This is a genomic window from Bacillota bacterium (assembly GCA_012518215.1).
Taxonomy (GTDB): domain Bacteria; phylum Bacillota; class Dethiobacteria; order DTU022; family PWGO01; genus JAAYSV01.
The window spans coordinates 69,951-88,883 of sequence record JAAYSV010000041.1 but is presented as its reverse complement, the minus strand read 5'-3'; the positions used below and the strand labels follow the sequence as shown (position 1 = coordinate 88,883).

The window sequence follows — 18,933 nt, the reverse complement described above, 5'->3', positions numbered from 1 at the left end:
GGGGTGTTGGCGGTGAAATATAGAAAATACATCTATCTGGTTCTTGCTATTGTTGCTGCCGCGATCTCGGCCGGTGGTGTTTTTCTGTATCTTCTGGATCTGGAAGCCAGGACCAAACTGGACATGGAATATACGGATGTCCTGGTGGCCAGGACGACCATCCCGGCCAACGAAAAAATAGAAGGGGATATGCTTGAGGTAATCGAAATTCCCCTGGCTTATGCTCACAAAGAAGCCGGGCAGAGCAAAGAGGGATTTGTCGGTAGTATTGCCAGAACAACTATCTATGAAGGCGAGCAGGTGTTGCCCGGCAAGATCGTGGTTCCGGGGGACACGGCTGATGATTTTCTCTATACGCTGAAAACTGGAAAAAGGGCATTGGCCATTGCCGTCAGTGAGGTAAGCGGGGTGGGGGGCTTGCTGGCTCCTGGTAATCATGTTGATGTCATTGCCACCTGGGAGGTCACATCCGAGTATTATACCAAAATCATCATCCAGAACGTAAAGGTACTGGCCATCAACAGGAATTATGATCCATTGAAGTTCAAGGAGGTTACGGAGCAGGCCAATACGGTAACGCTTGAAGTGCTTCCGGAAGTTGCACCGCAGCTGGCTCTGGCGGCGCAAAGAGGCACCATTCACCTGATGCTTCGTCCTTCAGGTGACGACAGGATCATTCCGGCAACTCCGTGGCATTTTGGCAATTTCTAAATGATATGGCAAGGGGCAAGGGGAAATGGAGAAAATAAAATTGTTGATTGTGGACGATATTGACCAGACACGTACGGATTTGCAGCGCCTGCTTTATTTTGAGGAAGATCTGGAGGTGGTGGGGGAAGCTGCAAATGGCAAGGAAGCTATTGCCAAAGTGGCCGAGTTGCTACCCGATATCGTGTTGATGGATATCAACATGCCGATCATGGATGGGATCACGGCGACAGAGATCATATCGCGCAATTACCCCAACGTTGCGGTGGTCATCATTTCTATCCAGGGAGAACAGGAATATCTGAAGAAAGCCATGGTTGCCGGGGCGAGGGATTACCTGATCAAACCGATAAACAGTGAGGAAATATCCAACACCCTGCGCAAGGTTTACGATCTCGAGAAAGCGAGGGGGAAAAATATTGTCACGGCAGAAGGAACGGGGGAGCAGAAAACAGAGGAGCCGATCATCACCCTTTTTTCGGGTAAAGGCGGCACCGGAAAGAGCATCATCGCCGTCAACATGGCCGTGGGGCTGGCCCGGCAGAACAAGGAAGTTGTTCTTGTTGACCTTGATTTGCAGTTCGGTGATGTCTCCCTTCTTCTGAATTTATCGGACATAAAGTGCATCAGCGACCTCGCCGATGATCCCGAAGGGATTACCGAGCAAACCCTGCCCCGTTACCTGTTGCGCCACAATTCAGGTGTTCATGTTATCGGTGCCTGTTTTTCGCCTCAGGATGCAGAAAAAATTACGGAGAACCACCTCGAGGCGATCCTGGAGGTGCTGGAGAAAAAATTCGATTATATAATAATTGATACTCCCTGTTCTTTCGATGGCCTTACCCTTCTTGCCCTGGAAAGGGCCCATGTGATCATGATGCCGGTACTCAAAGATCTGGCGACGATAAAAAGCACCAAAACGGCGATGAACATCCTCGGTATCCTTGGTCATACGGACAAGATACGTCTCATTCTGAACATGGAAGGGACAACCCACGGTGTGGACAGGGGAGACGTGGAGAAAAGCCTGGGAATGAAACTTTACCATGTCATTCCCAGAAGCGATCGGCAAGTTGTATTATCAATCAACAAGGGGATTCCTTTTGTCCAGCAAAGGGCTCCAGCGGAAGCGGGGAGGAGCCTGCTGGAGCTCTGCGAGAAAATATCCCCCGCTGACAACGGACACCCGGAAGAGAAAGGGAAACCCGCTCCGAAGCCCGGGAAAAAAGGGCTGTTCCGGAAAATATGGGCAAGAAAGGGGACCATCTAAATGTCTCTCTTGCAGCGTTTGAAGAAAGCGGAACAGGAGATGCTGAAAGAAGAAGAAGTCAGCGACGGGCAAATCGGTGATGACGTTTTCATGCCCAAAAAAGGGACAGCGGGGAAAGAAGACCCGAACGTCAAGTTGAAGAATAACATCCATCGGCAGTTGGTCGCTATGCTTGGTCGGCATGGAAACAAGGGAAGTGCGGTGGTTGATGAGGAGCTGGTTCGCAAAATACCCGCCATTGTTGAAGGGATCATGGAAAAAGAAAATATCCAGATCTCGGTGGGCGATAAAAAGAGAATAATCAATGAGATTGTCAATGAGTCCATCGGGTTTGGGCCCATCCAGCCGCTGCTGAATGACCCGGAAATAACGGAAATCATGGTTAATGGCCCCCATCAGGTATATATCGAAAAAAAAGGGAAACTTGAAAAATGCGAAATAACGTTTCGTGATGATGATTACGTCATGCATGTTATCGAGAAAATTGTTACGCCCCTGGGTCGGCGTATTGATGAGGGGATGCCGATGGTCGACGCCCGCCTGCCGGATGGTTCACGGGTAAATTGTATTATCCCCCCTCTCTCCCTGACCGGCCCTACGATTACGATCCGAAAATTTTCAAGGGCGCCCTTCACCATGAAGGATTTGCAGGATAAAGGGACCCTCAGCAAAGAAATGAGCATTTTCCTCGAAGCCTCGGTTCTTTCCCGCCTGAACATTATCGTATCCGGGGGGACCGGTTCCGGGAAGACGACGACTTTGAACGTCCTTTCTTCTTTCATCCCTTCCTCGGAGAGGATCATTACCATCGAGGATGCGGCCGAGTTGCAATTGCAGCAGGAACACGTGATCAGGCTTGAATCCAGGCCGCCAAACATTGAAGGGAAAGGGATGATTACCATCCGGGATCTTGTCCGGAACTCATTGCGTATGCGCCCGGAAAGGATCGTGGTTGGCGAGGTGAGAAGCGGGGAGGCTCTCGATATGCTTCAGGCGATGAATACGGGGCACGACGGCTCCATTACTACCGGTCATGCCAATTCTCCGCGGGATATGCTTTCCCGGGTGGAAACCATGGTCCTGATGGCGGGGATGGATCTACCCGTAAGGGCGATCAGGGAGCAGATAGCATCGGCGATTGACCTTATCGTCCATCAGGCACGCATGAAAGACGGGAGCAGGAAAATTACCCATATTACCGAGGTTCAGGGGATGGAAGGGAATGTGATTTTACTCCAGGACCTGTTTGTTTACGATCAGAAAGGCATTGACGAGGCAGGCAGGGTGGTGGGCATGTTCAGGCCCACCGGTATCCGACCCGGATTCATGCAGAAGTTGGAGACACAGGGCATAAAAATTCCGTTGGAAGTATTTGCCCCCGAGATATGACGGCCAGATGGGGTGATTTGATGTTCGATAACATGCAAGGTGAAATGGGTGTTGTAATTATCGCCACGTTCATGTCCATCTTTTTCTTGCTGCTCTTCATGATGGGCTTTCGTTCCACGGAGTGGGAAAAGGTTTCCAGCCGTTTGAAGAAATATACATCCACGGAGCAGGGTACGCCGTCAAGGGGAAAAGGGAAACTGTTTCGCCGCAAACCAGACGATGTTGACGAAGTTTTGATGGGGGAAAAAGGTGAATGGAAGGCCAGGTTGAAGAATGAACTTTTCCGGGCGGATATAATTTTGCGGGCCGGGGAGTTCCTGTTGTTCTGTTTCCTTGGGGGAGGAGCACTGGGAGCGATCCTTTTTCTGTTGAGCAGCAAGGCTTTTATGTTTCTGGTTGGTTTGTTGGTCGGTGCGGGGGTCATTCCGATATTTTTGATCAAGAGAGCCCAGAACAGAAGGGTGGCCAACTTCAACCAGCAACTTCCCACCGCTCTTTCCACGATGGCCAACTCCCTGCGCGTGGGGTTCAGCCTGTTTCAGGCCATGAAAACACTTGGCGACGAGATGCCCCCGCCGATATCTACCGAGTTCAGGCGGACTTTGCAGGAAATCAATCTGGGGATGCAGACGGACAGGGCCCTTCAGAACATGTGTGACCGTATCAAAAGTGATGACCTGGAACTGGTGGTGATGGCGATAATTATCCAGAGGCAGGTGGGAGGCAACCTTTCTGAAGTTCTGGACAATATTGCCCAGACGATCATGGACAGGATCAAGGTAAAACGGGAGATAAAAACGCTTACTTCCCAGGGACGGATTTCCGGGATTATCATCGGGGTTCTGCCACTGTTGCTGGCCGTGATCCTGTATTCGATCAATCCCGTATACATGTCGGCCTTTTTTACCGATCCGGTGGGGTATATTTTGCTCGGCATGGGCCTTCTCTCCCAGCTAGTTGGCCTGATACTTATTCGCAGGATTGTCAATATCGATTGGTAGGGGGTATGGTCATGATACAAACATCCTGTATTTTTGCTGCCATGAGCATTTTCTTCGCCGTCTTGGCGGTGTCTGCTTTTTTGGAACGGGAAGAGGTGGATATTATCAGGAGGTTGAATGAAATCTCTTCTCGCGGCGAGGAAATAGTGATCGATATACGCGATGCAGAACTGCAAAAATCTTTCACGGAACGGGTTATCCGTCCCCTTCTGGGGAAAGCAACGAAAACATTCAACAAACTCCTGCCGACCTCGATTATCGAAGAACTGCAACCCAAACTCAATCAGGCGGGGAACCCGGGGGGGCTCGTGGCGGGGGAATACCTTACCATCAAGGTCCTATGCATTATCGTGGTCAGTCTGCTGGGCATCCCCCTGTTCAACAAACTAAGTTTCTATCAGATGGTAGCGGTTGTTGCCGGGGTGGTATTGGGACTATGGATTCTTCCCGACTATTATCTGATCAGATTGGCCAGAAACCGCGGCCTGGAGATCGAAAGGTCGATGCCGGATGTCCTTGATCTGTTGACGGTCAGTATCGAAGCCGGTTACGGTTGGGATGCGGCTCTCATGAAAGTGACGGAGAAGAGGAAGGGGGCCCTGGCCAGAGAGTTCCGGCAGGTGGCGCAGGAAGTGAAGATGGGCAAACCAAGGCGCAAGGCACTGCGTGACCTGGCCACGCGCGTCAACGTTGATTCCTTGACCACATTTACCACGGCCATCATCCAGGCCGATCAACTCGGCCTGCGCCTGGGGGATGTCCTGCGGACACAGTCAGAACTGATCCGTCACAAGCGCAGGCAAGAGATAGAAGAAGAGGCGATGAAGGCTCCCATCAAGATGCTTGTTCCGATGCTTATCTTTATCTTTCCAGTTATTTTTATCGTGCTTCTGGGGCCGGCTGTCGTTCAGATGTTGAAAGTATTGTAAAAAAGGGTGAAGAAATGTCACTTTTGTATCTCGAAAAGGATGGGAGACGCCTGGCAAACATTATCCCGGCGCGAACCTTTTTGCAACGCTTGCGGGGACTGATGTTTACAAAAAAAATGCCTGCGGGGAAAGCCCTGATGCTTACCCCTTGCCGGGGTGTACACACTTTTTTCATGCGCTATCCTGTTGACATTCTTTTTCTTGACCACGATTTCAAAGTGCTCGAAGTCTGCCCCGCCTTGAAACCAAACCGTTTCTCCCCCATAATAAAGAAAGCATGCCATGTTCTCGAATTTTCACCGGGAACCATATATCGGCTTGGGATCAGGCCGGGGGATCGGCTGGAGATCAATGGCCGGTAGAGGGGGACGGAACGATGATTATCCAGATGCTGGTTGTGGGGGTGCTGGCCTCCAACTGTTATCTCGTCGGTTGTAAAAAAACGGGGGAATGCGCCGTCATCGACCCGGGTGCTGCCGGGGGGAAAATTCTTGGCGAAATCGACAAACGGGGATGGGAAGTCAAAGCGATCATCAACACGCACGGTCATTATGATCATACGGGGGCCAATGCCCGGGTGCAGAAGGCAACAGGAGCCCCCATCATCCTGCACCGCAAGGACCTCGCTATTTATAGCAAACCGGGATTGGGGCTTTCCCTGATCTTGAAGGCGCCCCCGCCTCCGGATCGGTTTGTCCGCGAAGGGGACGTCATCGCCTTCGGTGATCTGCAGATGAATGTTCTTGAAACGCCGGGACATACCCCCGGCGGAATATCGTTGGTGGCGGGTAGCGATCCCCCTGCGATTTTTACCGGGGATACGCTGTTCAACCTGTCCATCGGACGTACCGATCTCAAGGGAGGTTCCCTGAAAGAGATCATAGAAAGCATCAGAAAAAAAATATTGGTATGGCCGGACGAGACTGTCATTTATCCCGGGCATGGCCCCACTTCAACAGTGGGGTATGAACGTGAACATAACCCTTTTCTGCAACAGGGCTTTTGAGCGGGGCTGACCGCGACATCATTACTGTTACATCCGGTTTATCTCCACCACGGCCACCAGGGGTAGATGGGGGTTGAATGACATTCGGGATAGGAGCAGGATTGTTCGGGCTCCGTTCCCTCCACAAACAGCTCCGTGTAGCCCTCGGCCTGGCACCAGGGGCTTTGCTTCAGGCCCGTGTGGGGGCAGATGGATACCTCCACCATGGCGGGAGGGCGGCTGAAATCGCGGGGCGGGGTATCTTTCAGAGCCCCGGTTATGAATTCGGCCCATAGCGGAGCGGCCAGGCGCCCCCCGTCGGCTCCCAGGGATTTCCCCTGGTCGTGCCCGATATAGACGCCAGCCACGAGATCCGGGGTATAACCGATGGTATAGGCATCCTTGGTGTTGCTGGAGGTGCCCGTTTTGCCGGCAACCGGCCGATCAAGAAGATGAGCAGCGCGGAAACCGGTGCCTCCTTCCCTGAACACGCCTTTCATCATGTCGGTCATGATGTAGGCGATACCCTCGTCGAGAACCGGCTGCCTTTCCGGTTCCGTCTCCCAGACCACTTTTCCTTCGCGATCGATCACTTTTTTTACCGCCATCGGTTCGATGCGGAAGCCCCCGTTGGCAAAGGGTGCAAAGGCCGAAGCCATCTCCATCAACGTAACCTCGGATGTCCCCAGCGGCAGCGAAAGGTAATCGCCGATGGGGCTCCTGATCCCCAGGCGGTGGGCCATCTCCATCGATTTTTTATTCCCGATCTCGGCATTGAGTTTTACAGCGATAACGTTGCACGATTGACTTATGGCTTCCCTCATGGTCAAGGTGTCGTAATGAAAGGTGTTGCCGAAATCTGCCGGGCGGTAAGGGGCGTCCATCCCTTCTTCCCAGAACTCGGTCGGTTCACAGTGGAACCTGGAAGCGGCAGTGTAGCCATTTTCCAGAGCGGCGGCATAGACGAAAGGTTTGAATGCGGACCCCGGGGAACGAAGGGAAAAGACGCGGTTGAACATCGTCTCCGTGTAGTCCTTGCCGCCGACCATGGCTCGGATGTATCCGGTCAGCGGGTCGATAGCCACAAGGGCTCCCTGGGGTTGGCTGATACCTTCCTGGTCGGATTCGCTCACAGGTATTTTTTCCTTCATGATTTTTTCGGCTATAGATTGCATCCGCGGATCAAGGGAAGTATGGATTTCAAGCCCCCCCGTGGACAGCAGGGAAGAATCCTGTTCCCAGAGATCAACCAGTTCCGTATTGATGATATAATCGACCAGGTACCCGGCTTCAACGGTACTGTCCGGTGGTTTCAGAAGGATGGGTTGCGCCAGGGCCTTCTTTTTTTCCGCTGCCGAGATATAACCCTCGGCCTCCATCAAGCCCAGAACGTGAGCCTGCCTCTTGCGTGCCGCGTCCATATCCAGAAAAGGAGAATAGTAGAGCGGGCCCCGCGGCAGGCCGGCCAGCATGGCTGATTCCGACAGGTTGAGTTCCGAGGCTTTTTTGCCAAAATAGGTTTCTGCAGCAGCCTCGATGCCATAAGCTGCATGGCCGTAGTAGATCGTATTCAGATATTTTTCCAGGATGTCTCCCTTGGAATAAACCTGTTCCAACCTCAGGGTGAGGAAAAGCTCCTTGATCTTCCTTTCCCAGGTTCGTTCATGGGAAAGGAAAAGGTTCTTGGCCAGCTGCTGGCTGATGGTACTGCCGCCCTGGCTGATTTTCTTGTTCTTGAAATCATAATAGGCAGCCCTGATTATACCGGCAAAATCAAGGCCGAAATGACGAAAGAAATTTTTATCTTCCGTGGCAATGGTAGCCTGCACAACTTCCTCGGGGATATCCTCGAGCGACACCTCGATACGGTTTTCGACATAATGCTGGGCCATCAGTTCCCCATCATTGTAATAAATACGGGTCGTTAGCGGTTGTTTTATGGCAGGCAGGCCCATGTAGCTTTCGGGAAGCAACTTGCCGCAGCCGCCGTTGAAACTCAATAGCAGGATGATAAAGGCACAAAAAATGAAGTCAAAGACTCTTTTCCTGTTCACATTCTCCACCTTCCATGTCGGCCATAGAAAATCCTGGCCAGGGAAAGATCGCCCGGGCATGCAAAACCAAAACAAATGCGCGGCGGTATATACGTCTGGCTATCAATCTGTGTAACCCAATAGTATGTCCCTCCTGGTGGATATAATAAGCCCAATAAAAAAAATATTCAAAGGTGTTTTCTGGTTTATTTTTGAAGGGCATTCTGATATAATCTGTGGAAGTGAAAATTCCTGGCAATACATCAAAGAAGGTGAACCGGATGCTGCCCACACCCCGTAAATACAAGATTGCCCTGGGTTCCAGCGAAGGGAAAACAATGCTGTCTGCTTTTGATGGTGCCCTTCTGGAAGCCGGAATCGGGAATATCAACCTGGTCAGGGTGACCAGCATACTACCGCCTTTTGCCGCGGAAGCACCCGGATTGATTGTTCCGGAAGGTTCGCTGGTTCCTGCCGCTTACGGCACCACTTGCTCGGATATGCCCGATCAGATCATTTCCGCTGCTGTCGGCATCGGCTTCACGCATGATTCATTCGGAGTGATCATGGAATATTCCGGGAAGGAGGGCCGGGAAGAAGCGGAAGCGGTGGTGAAAACCATGCTAGAGGATGCGTTCAAAAACCGCGCTATTCATCTTGAAAACATGGTTGTCAAGGGAATTGAACATCGGGTCAGACACGTGGGTGCAGTGGTCGCCGCCGTGGTGATGTGGTACTGATAATATTCATGGAAAGGAAACCCTACCGGCTTCAAGGCCGGGAAGGCGCACCGAGAATGAACTTGTGGTTTACAGAGGAGCAGACCTCCGATATAAATCTGAGCTGCCGGGTCGTGGACGTCCTGCTGGATAAACAGTCGGCGTACCAGAAGATCGCGGTAATCAACACCGTTTCCTTTGGCCGCATGCTTGTCCTTGATGGATATATCCAAACCAGTGAAGGAGACGGGTTCATTTATCACGAGATGATTATCCACGTTCCCATGGCTACCCATCCATCACCGCGGAAAGTACTGGTCATCGGTGGCGGGGATGGGGGTGCCGTCCAGGAAGCGCTCAAGCACCCGCATGTCGAACAGGTTACCCTCGTGGAAATAGATCACGAGGTCGTGGAAGCATGCAGAAGGTACCTGCCGAAAACGAGCGGTGCATTGGGCGACAGTCGGGTGAAGATCTGTTACGAGGACGGTGTCAAATTCCTGTATCAACCGGAAGACAGGTATGATATCATCATCATCGATTCCAGCGAACCGACGGGACCATCAGCGGATCTTTTCAGCCAGGAATTTTACCGCCGGGCGTACGGTGCATTGTCGGAGGAAGGCATCCTTGTGGCCCAGACAGAGTCACCTTTTTGCAACGGAGAACTGATCACGCGCTCCTTTACTTATTTCCAGGAGTTGTTTCCGATTGCAGAATTGTATCTGGCCTCGATCCCTTCATATCCAAGTGGCCTGTGGAGTTTCATGCTTGGATCCAGGAAACATCATCCCGGCGATTCCCGGGCCATGAAACGGGCGGGAAAGATTGCCGGATGCCGGTACTACTCACCGGAAATTCATGAAAGTGCATTTGTTTTGCCGCCATTTGTTAAAGGTTTATTGCCACGTTTGCAGAAATAATATAGATGACAGCGGCTGTTACTTTAGGAGCAGAGCATGGAGCGTATGATATGCAACCGATGGTTTCGACGAAAAACATCTTTCCTGGAGAAAAACTTCAGCTGGGCAGATGCCGGGACGGTCATTCTTGGGGTTCCCATGGATTCTACTTCGAGCTACCGCCCCGGGGCGCGGTTTGCTCCGGAGGAGATACGCAAGGTTTTTGATTGTCTGGAAAATTACAGCCTGGAACTGGATGCAGACTTCTCGTCTGCCCGGGTCCATGATCTCGGAGACCTGATTCTGCCCACGGCCGATCCGCAAGAATCATTGTTCCGTGTTGAGAAGGTTGTGACAGAGATAGTGAAGCAGGGGAAGAAACCCTTGCTCATCGGTGGGGATCACTCCATAACCTATGCTCCGGTTTGTGCGCTGTTTTCCAATGGGTATCCAGATCTTGCCGTTTTGCATTTTGACGCTCATTTTGATCTGCGCCCCCGGTACCTGGGGGAGGAAATTTCCCATGCTTCGGTTATTTACCGAATTGTAAAACGCGGAATCAAGCATATTTACCAGTTTGGCATCCGTTCCGCAGATGCTGCCGAGGTAGACGTGGCGGACCGGAACACGAAATATTTTTCACGGGGGATACTTGCGGCTTTGAAAAGAACCATCGAGGAGCTGGAAGATCGCCCCGTTTATGTTACCGTCGATATTGATGTTGTCGATCCTGCCTATGCGCCCGGAACGGGAACACCCGAGCCGGGGGGAATTACATCTACGTGCCTGTTGCGGGCCTTGACGTTGATCCGGGATTTGAATCTGGTCGGATTCGACCTTGTAGAAGTGAATCCTGCATATGACCATGGACAGATTACGACCATTCTGGGAGCCAAGATAATAAGAGAAGCGATCTTGATCTTGGAGGGGGGGAGGAATCATGCCGATGGGCGAATGCAATGATTCCTGCCCCTTGCAAGTTCATTCAAGGAGGAAGAAATGCGCAAGTATATATTCGTTACCGGGGGAGTTGTATCTTCGCTGGGCAAGGGCATTACCGCTGCTTCACTGGGATGTATCCTGAAAAACAGGGGGCTTTCCGTGACCATCCAGAAGCTGGACCCCTATATAAACTATGACCCCAGTGCCATGAGCCCCTTCCAGCATGGTGAGGTTTTTGTTACCAGTGATGGGGCAGAAACAGATCTTGATCTCGGGCATTACGAAAGGTTCATCGATGAAGATCTTTCCTGCGCGAACAACTACACTGCGGGCAAGATATACTGGTCAGTGATACAGAAGGAGAGAAAGGGGGCATACTGCGGAGGGACAGTGCAGGTGATTCCCCACATTACCAACGAGATCAAAGAAAGGATAATCGAAGTTGGCGACCAGAAAAATGCGGCAGTGGTGATCTGTGAAATAGGGGGGACGGTGGGTGATATAGAAAGCCTTCCCTTTCTTGAAGCTATCCGGCAGATGAAGACGGATGTCGGCCGGAATAACGTGTTTTATATTCACGTGACGATGTTGCCTTTTTTGCCGGCTACCGGAGAATTGAAAACAAAACCTACCCAGCACAGCGTCAAGGAATTGCGCAGTATCGGTATCCAGCCGGATGTGATTGTATGCCGCAGCAGCCACGGGCTGACCGAGGATGTCAAGGAAAAGATTGCCCTCTTCTGTGATACGGAGCCAGAAGAGGTGATCCTGAATCGCAACGTGGATTCCATTTATGAAGTCCCCATCCTGTTGGAACAGGAGGGGTTGGATGAGATCGTTGTCAAAAAATTGCAACTGGAAGCCGGCCCCAAAAGTCTGGATGCCTGGAAAAATGCCACGGGCCATGCGGAAGTCCTCCGCGATGAAATAACCATAGCTCTCGTCGGCAGATATGTATCCCTGAAAGATGCTTACAGGAGTGCAGCGGAAGCTCTCTGCCATGGTGGCCTCTATCATCGCTGCAAGGTCAATTTGAAGTGGATCAACGATGCCGACCTGGCCGCAGAGCCGGATGCAGTGAACGAAACCTTGCAGGATGCAAACGGGGTTCTCATACCCGGGGGATACCGGGAGGCGGAAGATGCAATCGAGGGGAAAATTGCAGCTATCCGCTGGGCACGTGAAAACGGGATACCGTTTCTTGGAATAAGCGTGGGCATGTACAGCACCCTGGTTGAATGGGCCGCAAACGTGCTGGAAGCGCCAATTTCTGTCAATGACTGTGAAAATGGGAGCGATGCACTTATCGTCAGATTGCCCGAGGCGGGCCCCGGAAAGAAAGTGGCACGCCTGGGGGCATTGCCATGCTTGTTGAAGAAAGACAGCATGGCTGCCCGGATCTATGGACGGGTGGACATCAGTGAACGTCACCGTCATAATTACACTTTCAACAACAAACATCGCGAAGATTTCATGCGTTCAGGGCTGGTTTTTAGCGGGGTTTCACCCGGTAAAGAGCAGGAAGTGTACATTGTTGAACTGCCGGAACATCCCTGGTTCATGGCCACCCTGTTTCACCCGGAATACAGATCGCGGCCGTTGAAACCCCATCCCCTGTTCAGAGAATTTGCCGGTGCTGCCCTGAAGCACAAAAACAAGTAGAGAAAAAATAATATTTGCACAAAAGAAGGAAAAATGTTTTTTGTGTTGAAATGCACCTTTGTGAGCATACTTTGTCTTGATGGCCTTCCATGTAAACAAAATTTCCCGAATGATTGTATCAATCAATAATATAGAATATAGAAAGCAGACCATCGCCGTGGAGAAAAAAATTTAATTTAACAATCATCATTACGCACAATCGGGATACAAGAATACCCGTTCATTCCTTGTAAAAGCATAAAAGCGGAAGGATTGGTTCATAATTTCTTCTGGGAGGACAGCCCGATCAGCAGGTAAAATAAACAATTCGGGGCTCTTCGCCCTAACTCCTCAATCCAAATAATTACCCGTATGGTATGCCTGATCCCTTAGTATACAACGGAGAAAAAAAATGTTTCTAGTATGGATCAAATTTATAATAAATGCACTGATAATTGTTGTTGCTGGGGCTCGGCTGACGAACAGTACAGAATTGATTTCCAGGCGTCTGGGACTGGGGGTCATCTGGGGAGGATTTTTTCTGTTACCGCTGGTTACATCTCTTCCCGAACTGGTAACCAGCCTGAGGGCGGCCGTCATAGACACACCTGACCTTGCAGTCGGCAACCTTCTGGGAAGCAATCTTTTTAACCTTTCGATTATCGCGATCATCGATCTGTTTCAACGGCGGGGGACGATTCTGGGAAAGGCCAAAAAAAACCATGTCATGACGGCATCATGCGGGTTGTTGATGATCGGCTTTACAGGCCTTGCCATCATTTTCCCCTTCGAACTCCAGGTATCTGGCGTGGGGTTTGATACATTCATCCTGTTGTTTCTGTATATTATCGGAAGTTTCTTAATAAGTTCTTATGAAAGGAAAGACCAGCAAAATCTGATCAACAATCATCAAAAAGCAAAAGCGATTTCAGGGGAACGGACTGTCATTGCGGTTGTCGGTTTCATCCTGGCAGGGATTCTGATCGTTTTTGCCGGCGTCAATCTGGCGGACACGGCTGAAATGATAGCGCGGGAAACGGGGCTGGGGCAGACATTTGTAGGAACTCTTTTTTTGGCGGTGAGCACTTCCCTCCCCGAGGTGGTTACGGCGGTTACGGCGGTACGCCGGGGACTGTTCAACATGGCTATTGCCAACGTTTTCGGAGCCAATTATTTCAATCTTGTGATCCTGTTCTTTGCCGACATTGCCTATGCGGGAGGCCCGTTGCTCTCGGCTGTGTCAAAAAGCCATCTTGTAACCATTTTCTTCGTGGTGATGATAACTTCCATGGCTGTCTTCGGCCTGGTTTTCCGTACTTCCAGGCGGATTGCAGGATTGGGGTACGATTCGATAGCGATAGTGATCGGTTACCTGGTTTCTTTGTTGTTCCTGTATTTTACCAACTCATCCCCTTGAGAGGAGGTTGGCGTTAGCAGTTCAACAATAAAAAATAGTAACAGGAGGTAACAGGTTTGGAATTGGAAAAGATAGAACGTATGACCCTGGCGGAAATGAAAGAATACGCCAAGCAGGAGGGATTGAAGGGGATTTCTCTATTGAGGAAAAAAGAGCTTATGGAAGTAATCAAGGCTCATGTTGCGGAACGGGATTCCCGGGAAGAAGCACGAACCTACAAACCGTCTCGCCGTGATGCTTCTTTCAGAACACAGGCGGCAAAGGATCAGGAGCTGGCTGAAGGCATGCTGGAGATCATGAACGACGGGTTCGGTTTTCTGAGACGCCAGAAATACTCCATCTCCGATGACGACATTTACATTTCCGCTTCGCAGATCCGTCGCTTCAACCTGAGGACGGGGGACATCGTATCCGGCCAGATACGGCCGCCCAAGGACAGCGAAAGATATCATGCCTTGCTTTTCGTGGAGGCTATCAACGGGGGAGACCCCGAGTCCGCGGCAAAAAGGCCCCTGTTCGGGACGTTAACTCCCATTCACCCCGAGAATCAATTGATACTGGAAACCTCTCCGACCAGATATTCCACACGGATCATGGACTTGCTGATCCCGATCGGCAAGGGCCAGAGAGGACTGATCGTATCTCCTCCCAAAGCGGGAAAAACCATGTTGTTGAAGGAGATTGCCAACAGCATATCGACAAACTACCCCGAGGTGGAGTTGATCATACTGCTCATCGACGAACGTCCCGAGGAAGTTACCGATATGAAACGAAGTGTAAATGCAGATGTGGCCAGCTCAACCTTTGATGAGAGGCCGGAGAACCATATCCGTATCGCCGAACTGGTGTGGGAACGGGCACAGCGGCTGGTTGAACACGGACGGGATGTGGCTATTCTCCTGGACAGCATCACCAGATTGGCGCGCGGATATAACCTCGTTATCCCCCCCAGCGGGCGGACACTGTCCGGGGGTATCGATCCGAGTGCTTTTTATAAACCGAAGCGTTTTTTTGGGGCTGCCCGGAAGATAGAGGAAGGTGGCAGTCTGACCATCATTGCCACTGCCCTGGTAGATACCGGCAGCCGTATGGATGATGTCATCTACGAGGAATTTAAAGGAACCGGCAACATGGAACTTCATCTTGACCGCCGACTGGCCGACAGAAGAATCTTCCCCGCAATTGACATCTCCCGCTCCGGAACGCGACGCGAGGAACTTCTGCTTGATGAGGACAAGATCGAACTCATGTGGGCTTTGAGAAGGGCGATGGGCGGTTCCTCGAACGCCGAGTTTCTTGAATTGCTCCTGAACAAATTGAAGCAGACCAATCACAACCAGGATTTCCTGAGCAATATGCACAGCCTGTAAACGTTTTTCCGCATATTTATCCCGGACGCATCTTCCACATCAAGGTATATTTTGGGAAACATGGGTGCAAACTATCGGAAAATCCTATGTTATGTCGTATCTGTGCCATATTTGAGGCGGGAGACGGCAGACGGGAGGTTCAATAGAATGTTTTCTGGTGACGCATCCTGTAAAGCCAAAATATCGAAAATCCTGTCCTGGGTGCTGGTGGCAGGCACGCTGTTGTACGGGGGCACTGTTCTTGCGGTCGGCTCCGACCATTCTGAAAATTTTGTACCCCGCTACTATGGCCAGCTGAAAAATTATATTGAGGCAAGAGCAAACCCTGCGCCTGAAAACAAGCTGGAAATCGTCACCCATCGCGTGGAGTGTGGCGATACGTTATTCCACATAGCGCGGAAATACGGTACCGATATCCGCACCATTATTTCCCTCAATGGGCTTGACAATCCCGACCTTATTTACCCGGGCGAGGAGCTTGAAGTGTTGAGTGCTACCGGTCTGGTGCACACCGTGCAGGCCGGTGAGACCCTCGATGAGATAGCTACCACTTATGACACGGCCAAAGACGAAATAATCAGGCTGGCTCGGGGCACGCAAAAAGCATTGCGGGAGGGGGAACGATTGTTCATTCCAGCTGACCGCAGTGATGTGAGTTCGCGTAGCGCCTCGGGGGCATCAACGCGGGTACCTGCTTTCATATGGCCCCTGGAAGGAACAATCAGCTCACCTTACGGATGGCGGGAAGATGGATTCCATCACGGCCTTGATATTGCAGCTCCTTCGGGTACTCCCATCGTTGCAGCTGCCGATGGCACTGTCCTCTACAATCAATACCGGGGTCGTTACGGTTTGCTGGTGGAAATCGAACATGGGGAATGGATGACCCGCTATGCTCACAATTCCAAAGTGCTGGTCGAGCCGGGTCAGAAAGTGTACCGTGGAGAAGAGATTTCTCGCGTGGGGTCAACAGGCAATTCGACCGGACCTCATCTCCATTTCGAAGTAATTTACCAGGATCAACGCCTGGATCCCATAAAATATCTTCCCTGACCGGTTTACCCCTCTGCAACGGCAGAAAAGAGAAAAAGCCGCTCTTTCCGTGCGACACGAAAGTGAAAGGCAATCCCGTATAAAATGAATGCCAGAAGATACGGTCCCTTCCTGATGGCACCGACGTTCTGCTGCCCCGGGCAGCTGTTTCCCCATAAACCCATTCCCGGTGGAAATCGGATCGATTGCAAGCCCCGCTCTTCCAGCTCGCCTTCTGCATCCTGCAATGCGACTCGAACTGCCGTTTTTAACGTTGCTTTATCATCACCAGTATGCTATGATATCTGCGGTAATTGCAAGGAAAGGGGGTAGAAGCATGAAAGCGGAGATTCATCCCAAGTATTACAGGGCAAAGATTACCTGTGCATGCGGGGAATCGTTCGAGACAGGTTCCACGAAGGAGAACATCAGGATAGATATCTGTTCTCGCTGCCATCCCTTCTTTACCGGCAAGCAGAAATTTGTAGATACCGGGGGTAGGGTGGAGCGGTTCAAACGTAAATATGGGATATAACCATGCAGGGCCACCGATAATGTAGCGTGTCAAAATGTAATTGTTGTGGCTCTGTTTTTTTATTCCGGGAGGGTAAAATCTGTTGAAAGAAAAAGAAATGATCGGGGGCCAGGCTGTTCTGGATGGCGTGATGATGCGCAATCGCGAGAAGATGGTCATCGCCTGCCGCGATCAGCAGGGAAAGATCAACATATCCCATCAGAAACTATCGCCCCTGGCAGACCGTCATCCCTTCTGGGGGTGGTTTTTTTTCCGGGGAATTGTGGCTTTCTTCGAATCCATGGTCATCGGTGTCCGGGCGCTGAATATTTCAACGGAGCTGGTTTTCGAAGGGGAAGATCAGGCGATGGGCCCCGTGCATACGGCCATAAGTGTTTTTCTGGGACTGGCCATCGGCATTGGACTTTTTTTCCTGCTGCCCACTTTTCTGGTGCGTTATCTTCCATCCATCTTTCCCGCGTTGAACAATCATCCGCTGATACTGAATCTGGCCGAGGGCCTTCTGAGGATAGCCCTGTTTGTGTCGTATATTGTTGCCATCTCGCTCTGGGGTGAAATCAAAGCGTTTTTCGCCTACCACGGAGCGGAGCACAAGGCGATCAATTGTCTGGAGGCGGGAGAGGAGCTGGTGGTGGAAAAGGCGGAGAAATACGGTGTCCAACATCTGCGGTGCGGAACCAGCTACCTGCTAATCGTGATGGTGGTCAGCATTCTGTTATTCTCCTTCTTTGGCTGGCCTTCGTTGTGGCAACGTTTTTTGATCAGATTGGCCCTGTTGCCGGTCGTTGCCGGGACGGCCTACGAGATCATCCGCTGGTCATCAAAAAGCAGGATCAGGTGCCTTGAATATGTTGCATACCCGGGGTTATGGCTGCAAAAACTTACGACCAGTGAACCCGACCGGGGTCAGATAGAGGTTGCTCTGGCTTCGTTGAAAGCATTGCTGGGCATGGAAGGGCCGCCATCGGCAGAGGAGGTTGAGGAACATGTTGAAAAAACTAGATGACCTGGAAAATACCTACATGGAGCTTGAGAAAAAAATCAGTTTGCCGGAGACCATGGCTCGGATGGAATTATGGCAGAAGTATTTGAAAGAACATTCTTCCCTGACGGAGACCGTGAACATATACCGCGAATTCAAGAAAACCCGGGACGAACTGTCCCAGGCCGAGGAGATGCTGGCTGAAAAACCGGACAGGGAGATGGTCGAATACCTGAACGAAGAAATATCCGAACTGTCAGCACGAAAAAAGGAACTGGAAGAGCGCTTGAAAGTATTACTTCTTCCCCGGGATCCGGGCGATGAAAAGAATGTCATTATCGAGATAAGGGCCGGAACCGGAGGCGAGGAGGCTGCCCTTTTTTCGGCCGATCTGATGAGGATGTACACCCGCTATGCGGAACGCAACAACTGGAAAATTGAACTCCTGGACATGAATTCCACGGATATAGGGGGCATCAAGGAAGTGGTTTTCGCGGTGGAAGGCAAGAATGTTTACAGCCGCCTCAAATTTGAAAGCGGGGTCCATCGTGTGCAGCGGGTACCGGTAACCGAATCCGGCGGGAGAATCCATACCTCGGCGGCCACCGTGGCCGTGCTTCCCGAGATGGAGGAGATAGAACTGGAAATAAAGCCCCAGGATCTGCGTATTGATATTTTCTGTTCAACGGGACCCGGTGGCCAGAGCGTGAACACCACCCAATCGGCTGTGCGCATCACTCACCTGCCCTCGGGGGTGGTGGCCACCTGCCAGGATGAGAAATCCCAGCTGAAGAACAAGGAGAAGGCGATGAGGGTTTTACGTTCGCGGGTTTATGAAAAAATGCAGCAGGAACAGGAAGCTGAACTGGCCATGGAGCGAAGAAACCAGGTTGGTTCAGGGGACCGGAGCGAACGGATCAGAACTTATAATTTCCCCCAGAACCGGGTCACGGACCACCGTATCAAGTTGACCTTGCACAAGCTTGACATCGTTCTTGATGGCACGCTGGACGAGATCATCGACCCGTTGATCAGAAACAATCAGGCCCGGTTGTTATCCACGGTGGGTGAATAACCT

18 protein-coding genes are annotated in these 18,933 nt (G+C 51.3%); 17 read left to right on the top strand and 1 reads right to left on the bottom strand.

What is annotated here, in order from left to right; genetic code table 11:
• The first annotated feature begins 12 nt into the window (after nt 1-12).
• The 7 genes from cpaB to GX364_06405 are packed head-to-tail and all read left to right on the top strand — an operon-like array spanning nt 13 to nt 6,303.
• Nucleotides 13-711: a Flp pilus assembly protein CpaB gene (gene cpaB, locus GX364_06435; protein NLI70480.1), complete on the top strand. Its 699-nt coding sequence runs from the start codon at nt 13-15 to the stop codon at nt 709-711.
• A 25-nt stretch (nt 712-736) separates the two neighbouring features.
• Nucleotides 737-1,978 carry a response regulator gene (locus tag GX364_06430; GenBank protein ID NLI70479.1) on the top strand — a complete coding sequence of 414 codons (1,242 nt, stop codon included), beginning with the start codon at nt 737-739 and terminating at the stop codon, nt 1,976-1,978.
• Nucleotides 1,979-3,367 (top strand): CpaF family protein, encoded by a 1,389-nt coding sequence (locus GX364_06425; protein NLI70478.1) that lies wholly within the window; start codon nt 1,979-1,981, stop codon nt 3,365-3,367.
• 20 nt (nt 3,368-3,387) lie between these two features.
• Nucleotides 3,388-4,368, top strand: coding sequence for a secretion system protein (locus GX364_06420; protein NLI70477.1), 981 nt, complete (start codon nt 3,388-3,390; stop codon nt 4,366-4,368).
• An 11-nt stretch (nt 4,369-4,379) separates the two neighbouring features.
• Nucleotides 4,380-5,297 (top strand): type II secretion system F family protein, encoded by a 918-nt coding sequence (locus GX364_06415; GenBank protein NLI70476.1) that lies wholly within the window; start codon nt 4,380-4,382, stop codon nt 5,295-5,297.
• Between the two features lie 14 nt (nt 5,298-5,311).
• Nucleotides 5,312-5,659, top strand: a complete 348-nt coding sequence (locus GX364_06410) for a DUF192 domain-containing protein (GenBank protein NLI70475.1) — start codon at nt 5,312-5,314, stop codon at nt 5,657-5,659.
• A gap of 14 nt (nt 5,660-5,673) precedes the next feature.
• Nucleotides 5,674-6,303 (top strand): MBL fold metallo-hydrolase, encoded by a 630-nt coding sequence (locus GX364_06405; protein ID NLI70474.1) that lies wholly within the window; start codon nt 5,674-5,676, stop codon nt 6,301-6,303.
• Nucleotides 6,304-6,341: 38 nt separating this feature from the next.
• Here GX364_06405 and GX364_06400 read toward each other — a convergent pair whose 3' ends face one another.
• Nucleotides 6,342-8,336, bottom strand: coding sequence for a PBP1A family penicillin-binding protein (locus GX364_06400; protein ID NLI70473.1), 1,995 nt, complete (start codon nt 8,334-8,336; stop codon nt 6,342-6,344).
• Between the two features lie 260 nt (nt 8,337-8,596).
• Here GX364_06400 and GX364_06395 point away from each other — a divergent pair, with 260 nt between their 5' ends.
• The 10 genes from GX364_06395 (at nt 8,597) to prfA (ending at nt 18,930) form a co-directional block, all read left to right on the top strand.
• Complete coding sequence (locus tag GX364_06395; GenBank protein NLI70472.1) at nt 8,597-9,055, top strand: arginine decarboxylase, pyruvoyl-dependent; 459 nt, start codon at nt 8,597-8,599, stop codon at nt 9,053-9,055.
• A 56-nt stretch (nt 9,056-9,111) separates the two neighbouring features.
• Nucleotides 9,112-9,957, top strand: a complete 846-nt coding sequence (gene speE / locus GX364_06390; GenBank protein NLI70471.1) for a polyamine aminopropyltransferase — start codon at nt 9,112-9,114, stop codon at nt 9,955-9,957.
• A 45-nt stretch (nt 9,958-10,002) separates the two neighbouring features.
• Nucleotides 10,003-10,899 carry an agmatinase gene (speB, locus tag GX364_06385; GenBank protein NLI70470.1) on the top strand — a complete coding sequence of 299 codons (897 nt, stop codon included), beginning with the start codon at nt 10,003-10,005 and terminating at the stop codon, nt 10,897-10,899.
• Nucleotides 10,900-10,935: 36 nt separating this feature from the next.
• Nucleotides 10,936-12,540, top strand: a complete 1,605-nt coding sequence (locus GX364_06380) for a CTP synthase (GenBank protein ID NLI70469.1) — start codon at nt 10,936-10,938, stop codon at nt 12,538-12,540.
• Nucleotides 12,541-12,931: 391 nt separating this feature from the next.
• The gene (locus GX364_06375; GenBank protein NLI70468.1) at nt 12,932-13,936 is read left to right on the top strand and encodes a sodium:calcium antiporter; all 1,005 of its coding nucleotides are present in this window, start codon (nt 12,932-12,934) and stop codon (nt 13,934-13,936) included.
• Nucleotides 13,937-13,992: 56 nt separating this feature from the next.
• The gene (locus GX364_06370; GenBank protein NLI70467.1) at nt 13,993-15,306 is read left to right on the top strand and encodes a transcription termination factor Rho; all 1,314 of its coding nucleotides are present in this window, start codon (nt 13,993-13,995) and stop codon (nt 15,304-15,306) included.
• A 147-nt stretch (nt 15,307-15,453) separates the two neighbouring features.
• Complete coding sequence (locus tag GX364_06365; GenBank protein NLI70466.1) at nt 15,454-16,359, top strand: M23 family metallopeptidase; 906 nt, start codon at nt 15,454-15,456, stop codon at nt 16,357-16,359.
• Nucleotides 16,360-16,675: 316 nt separating this feature from the next.
• On the top strand, nt 16,676-16,873 hold the full coding sequence (rpmE, locus tag GX364_06360; protein NLI70465.1) for a 50S ribosomal protein L31: 198 nt from the start codon (nt 16,676-16,678) through the stop codon (nt 16,871-16,873).
• 97 nt (nt 16,874-16,970) lie between these two features.
• Nucleotides 16,971-17,879 (top strand): DUF1385 domain-containing protein, encoded by a 909-nt coding sequence (locus tag GX364_06355; protein NLI70464.1) that lies wholly within the window; start codon nt 16,971-16,973, stop codon nt 17,877-17,879.
• The gene (gene prfA / locus GX364_06350) at nt 17,860-18,930 is read left to right on the top strand and encodes a peptide chain release factor 1 (GenBank protein ID NLI70463.1); all 1,071 of its coding nucleotides are present in this window, start codon (nt 17,860-17,862) and stop codon (nt 18,928-18,930) included. Before GX364_06355 ends, prfA begins: the two co-directional genes overlap by 20 nt.
• Nucleotides 18,931-18,933: the final 3 nt, after the last annotated feature.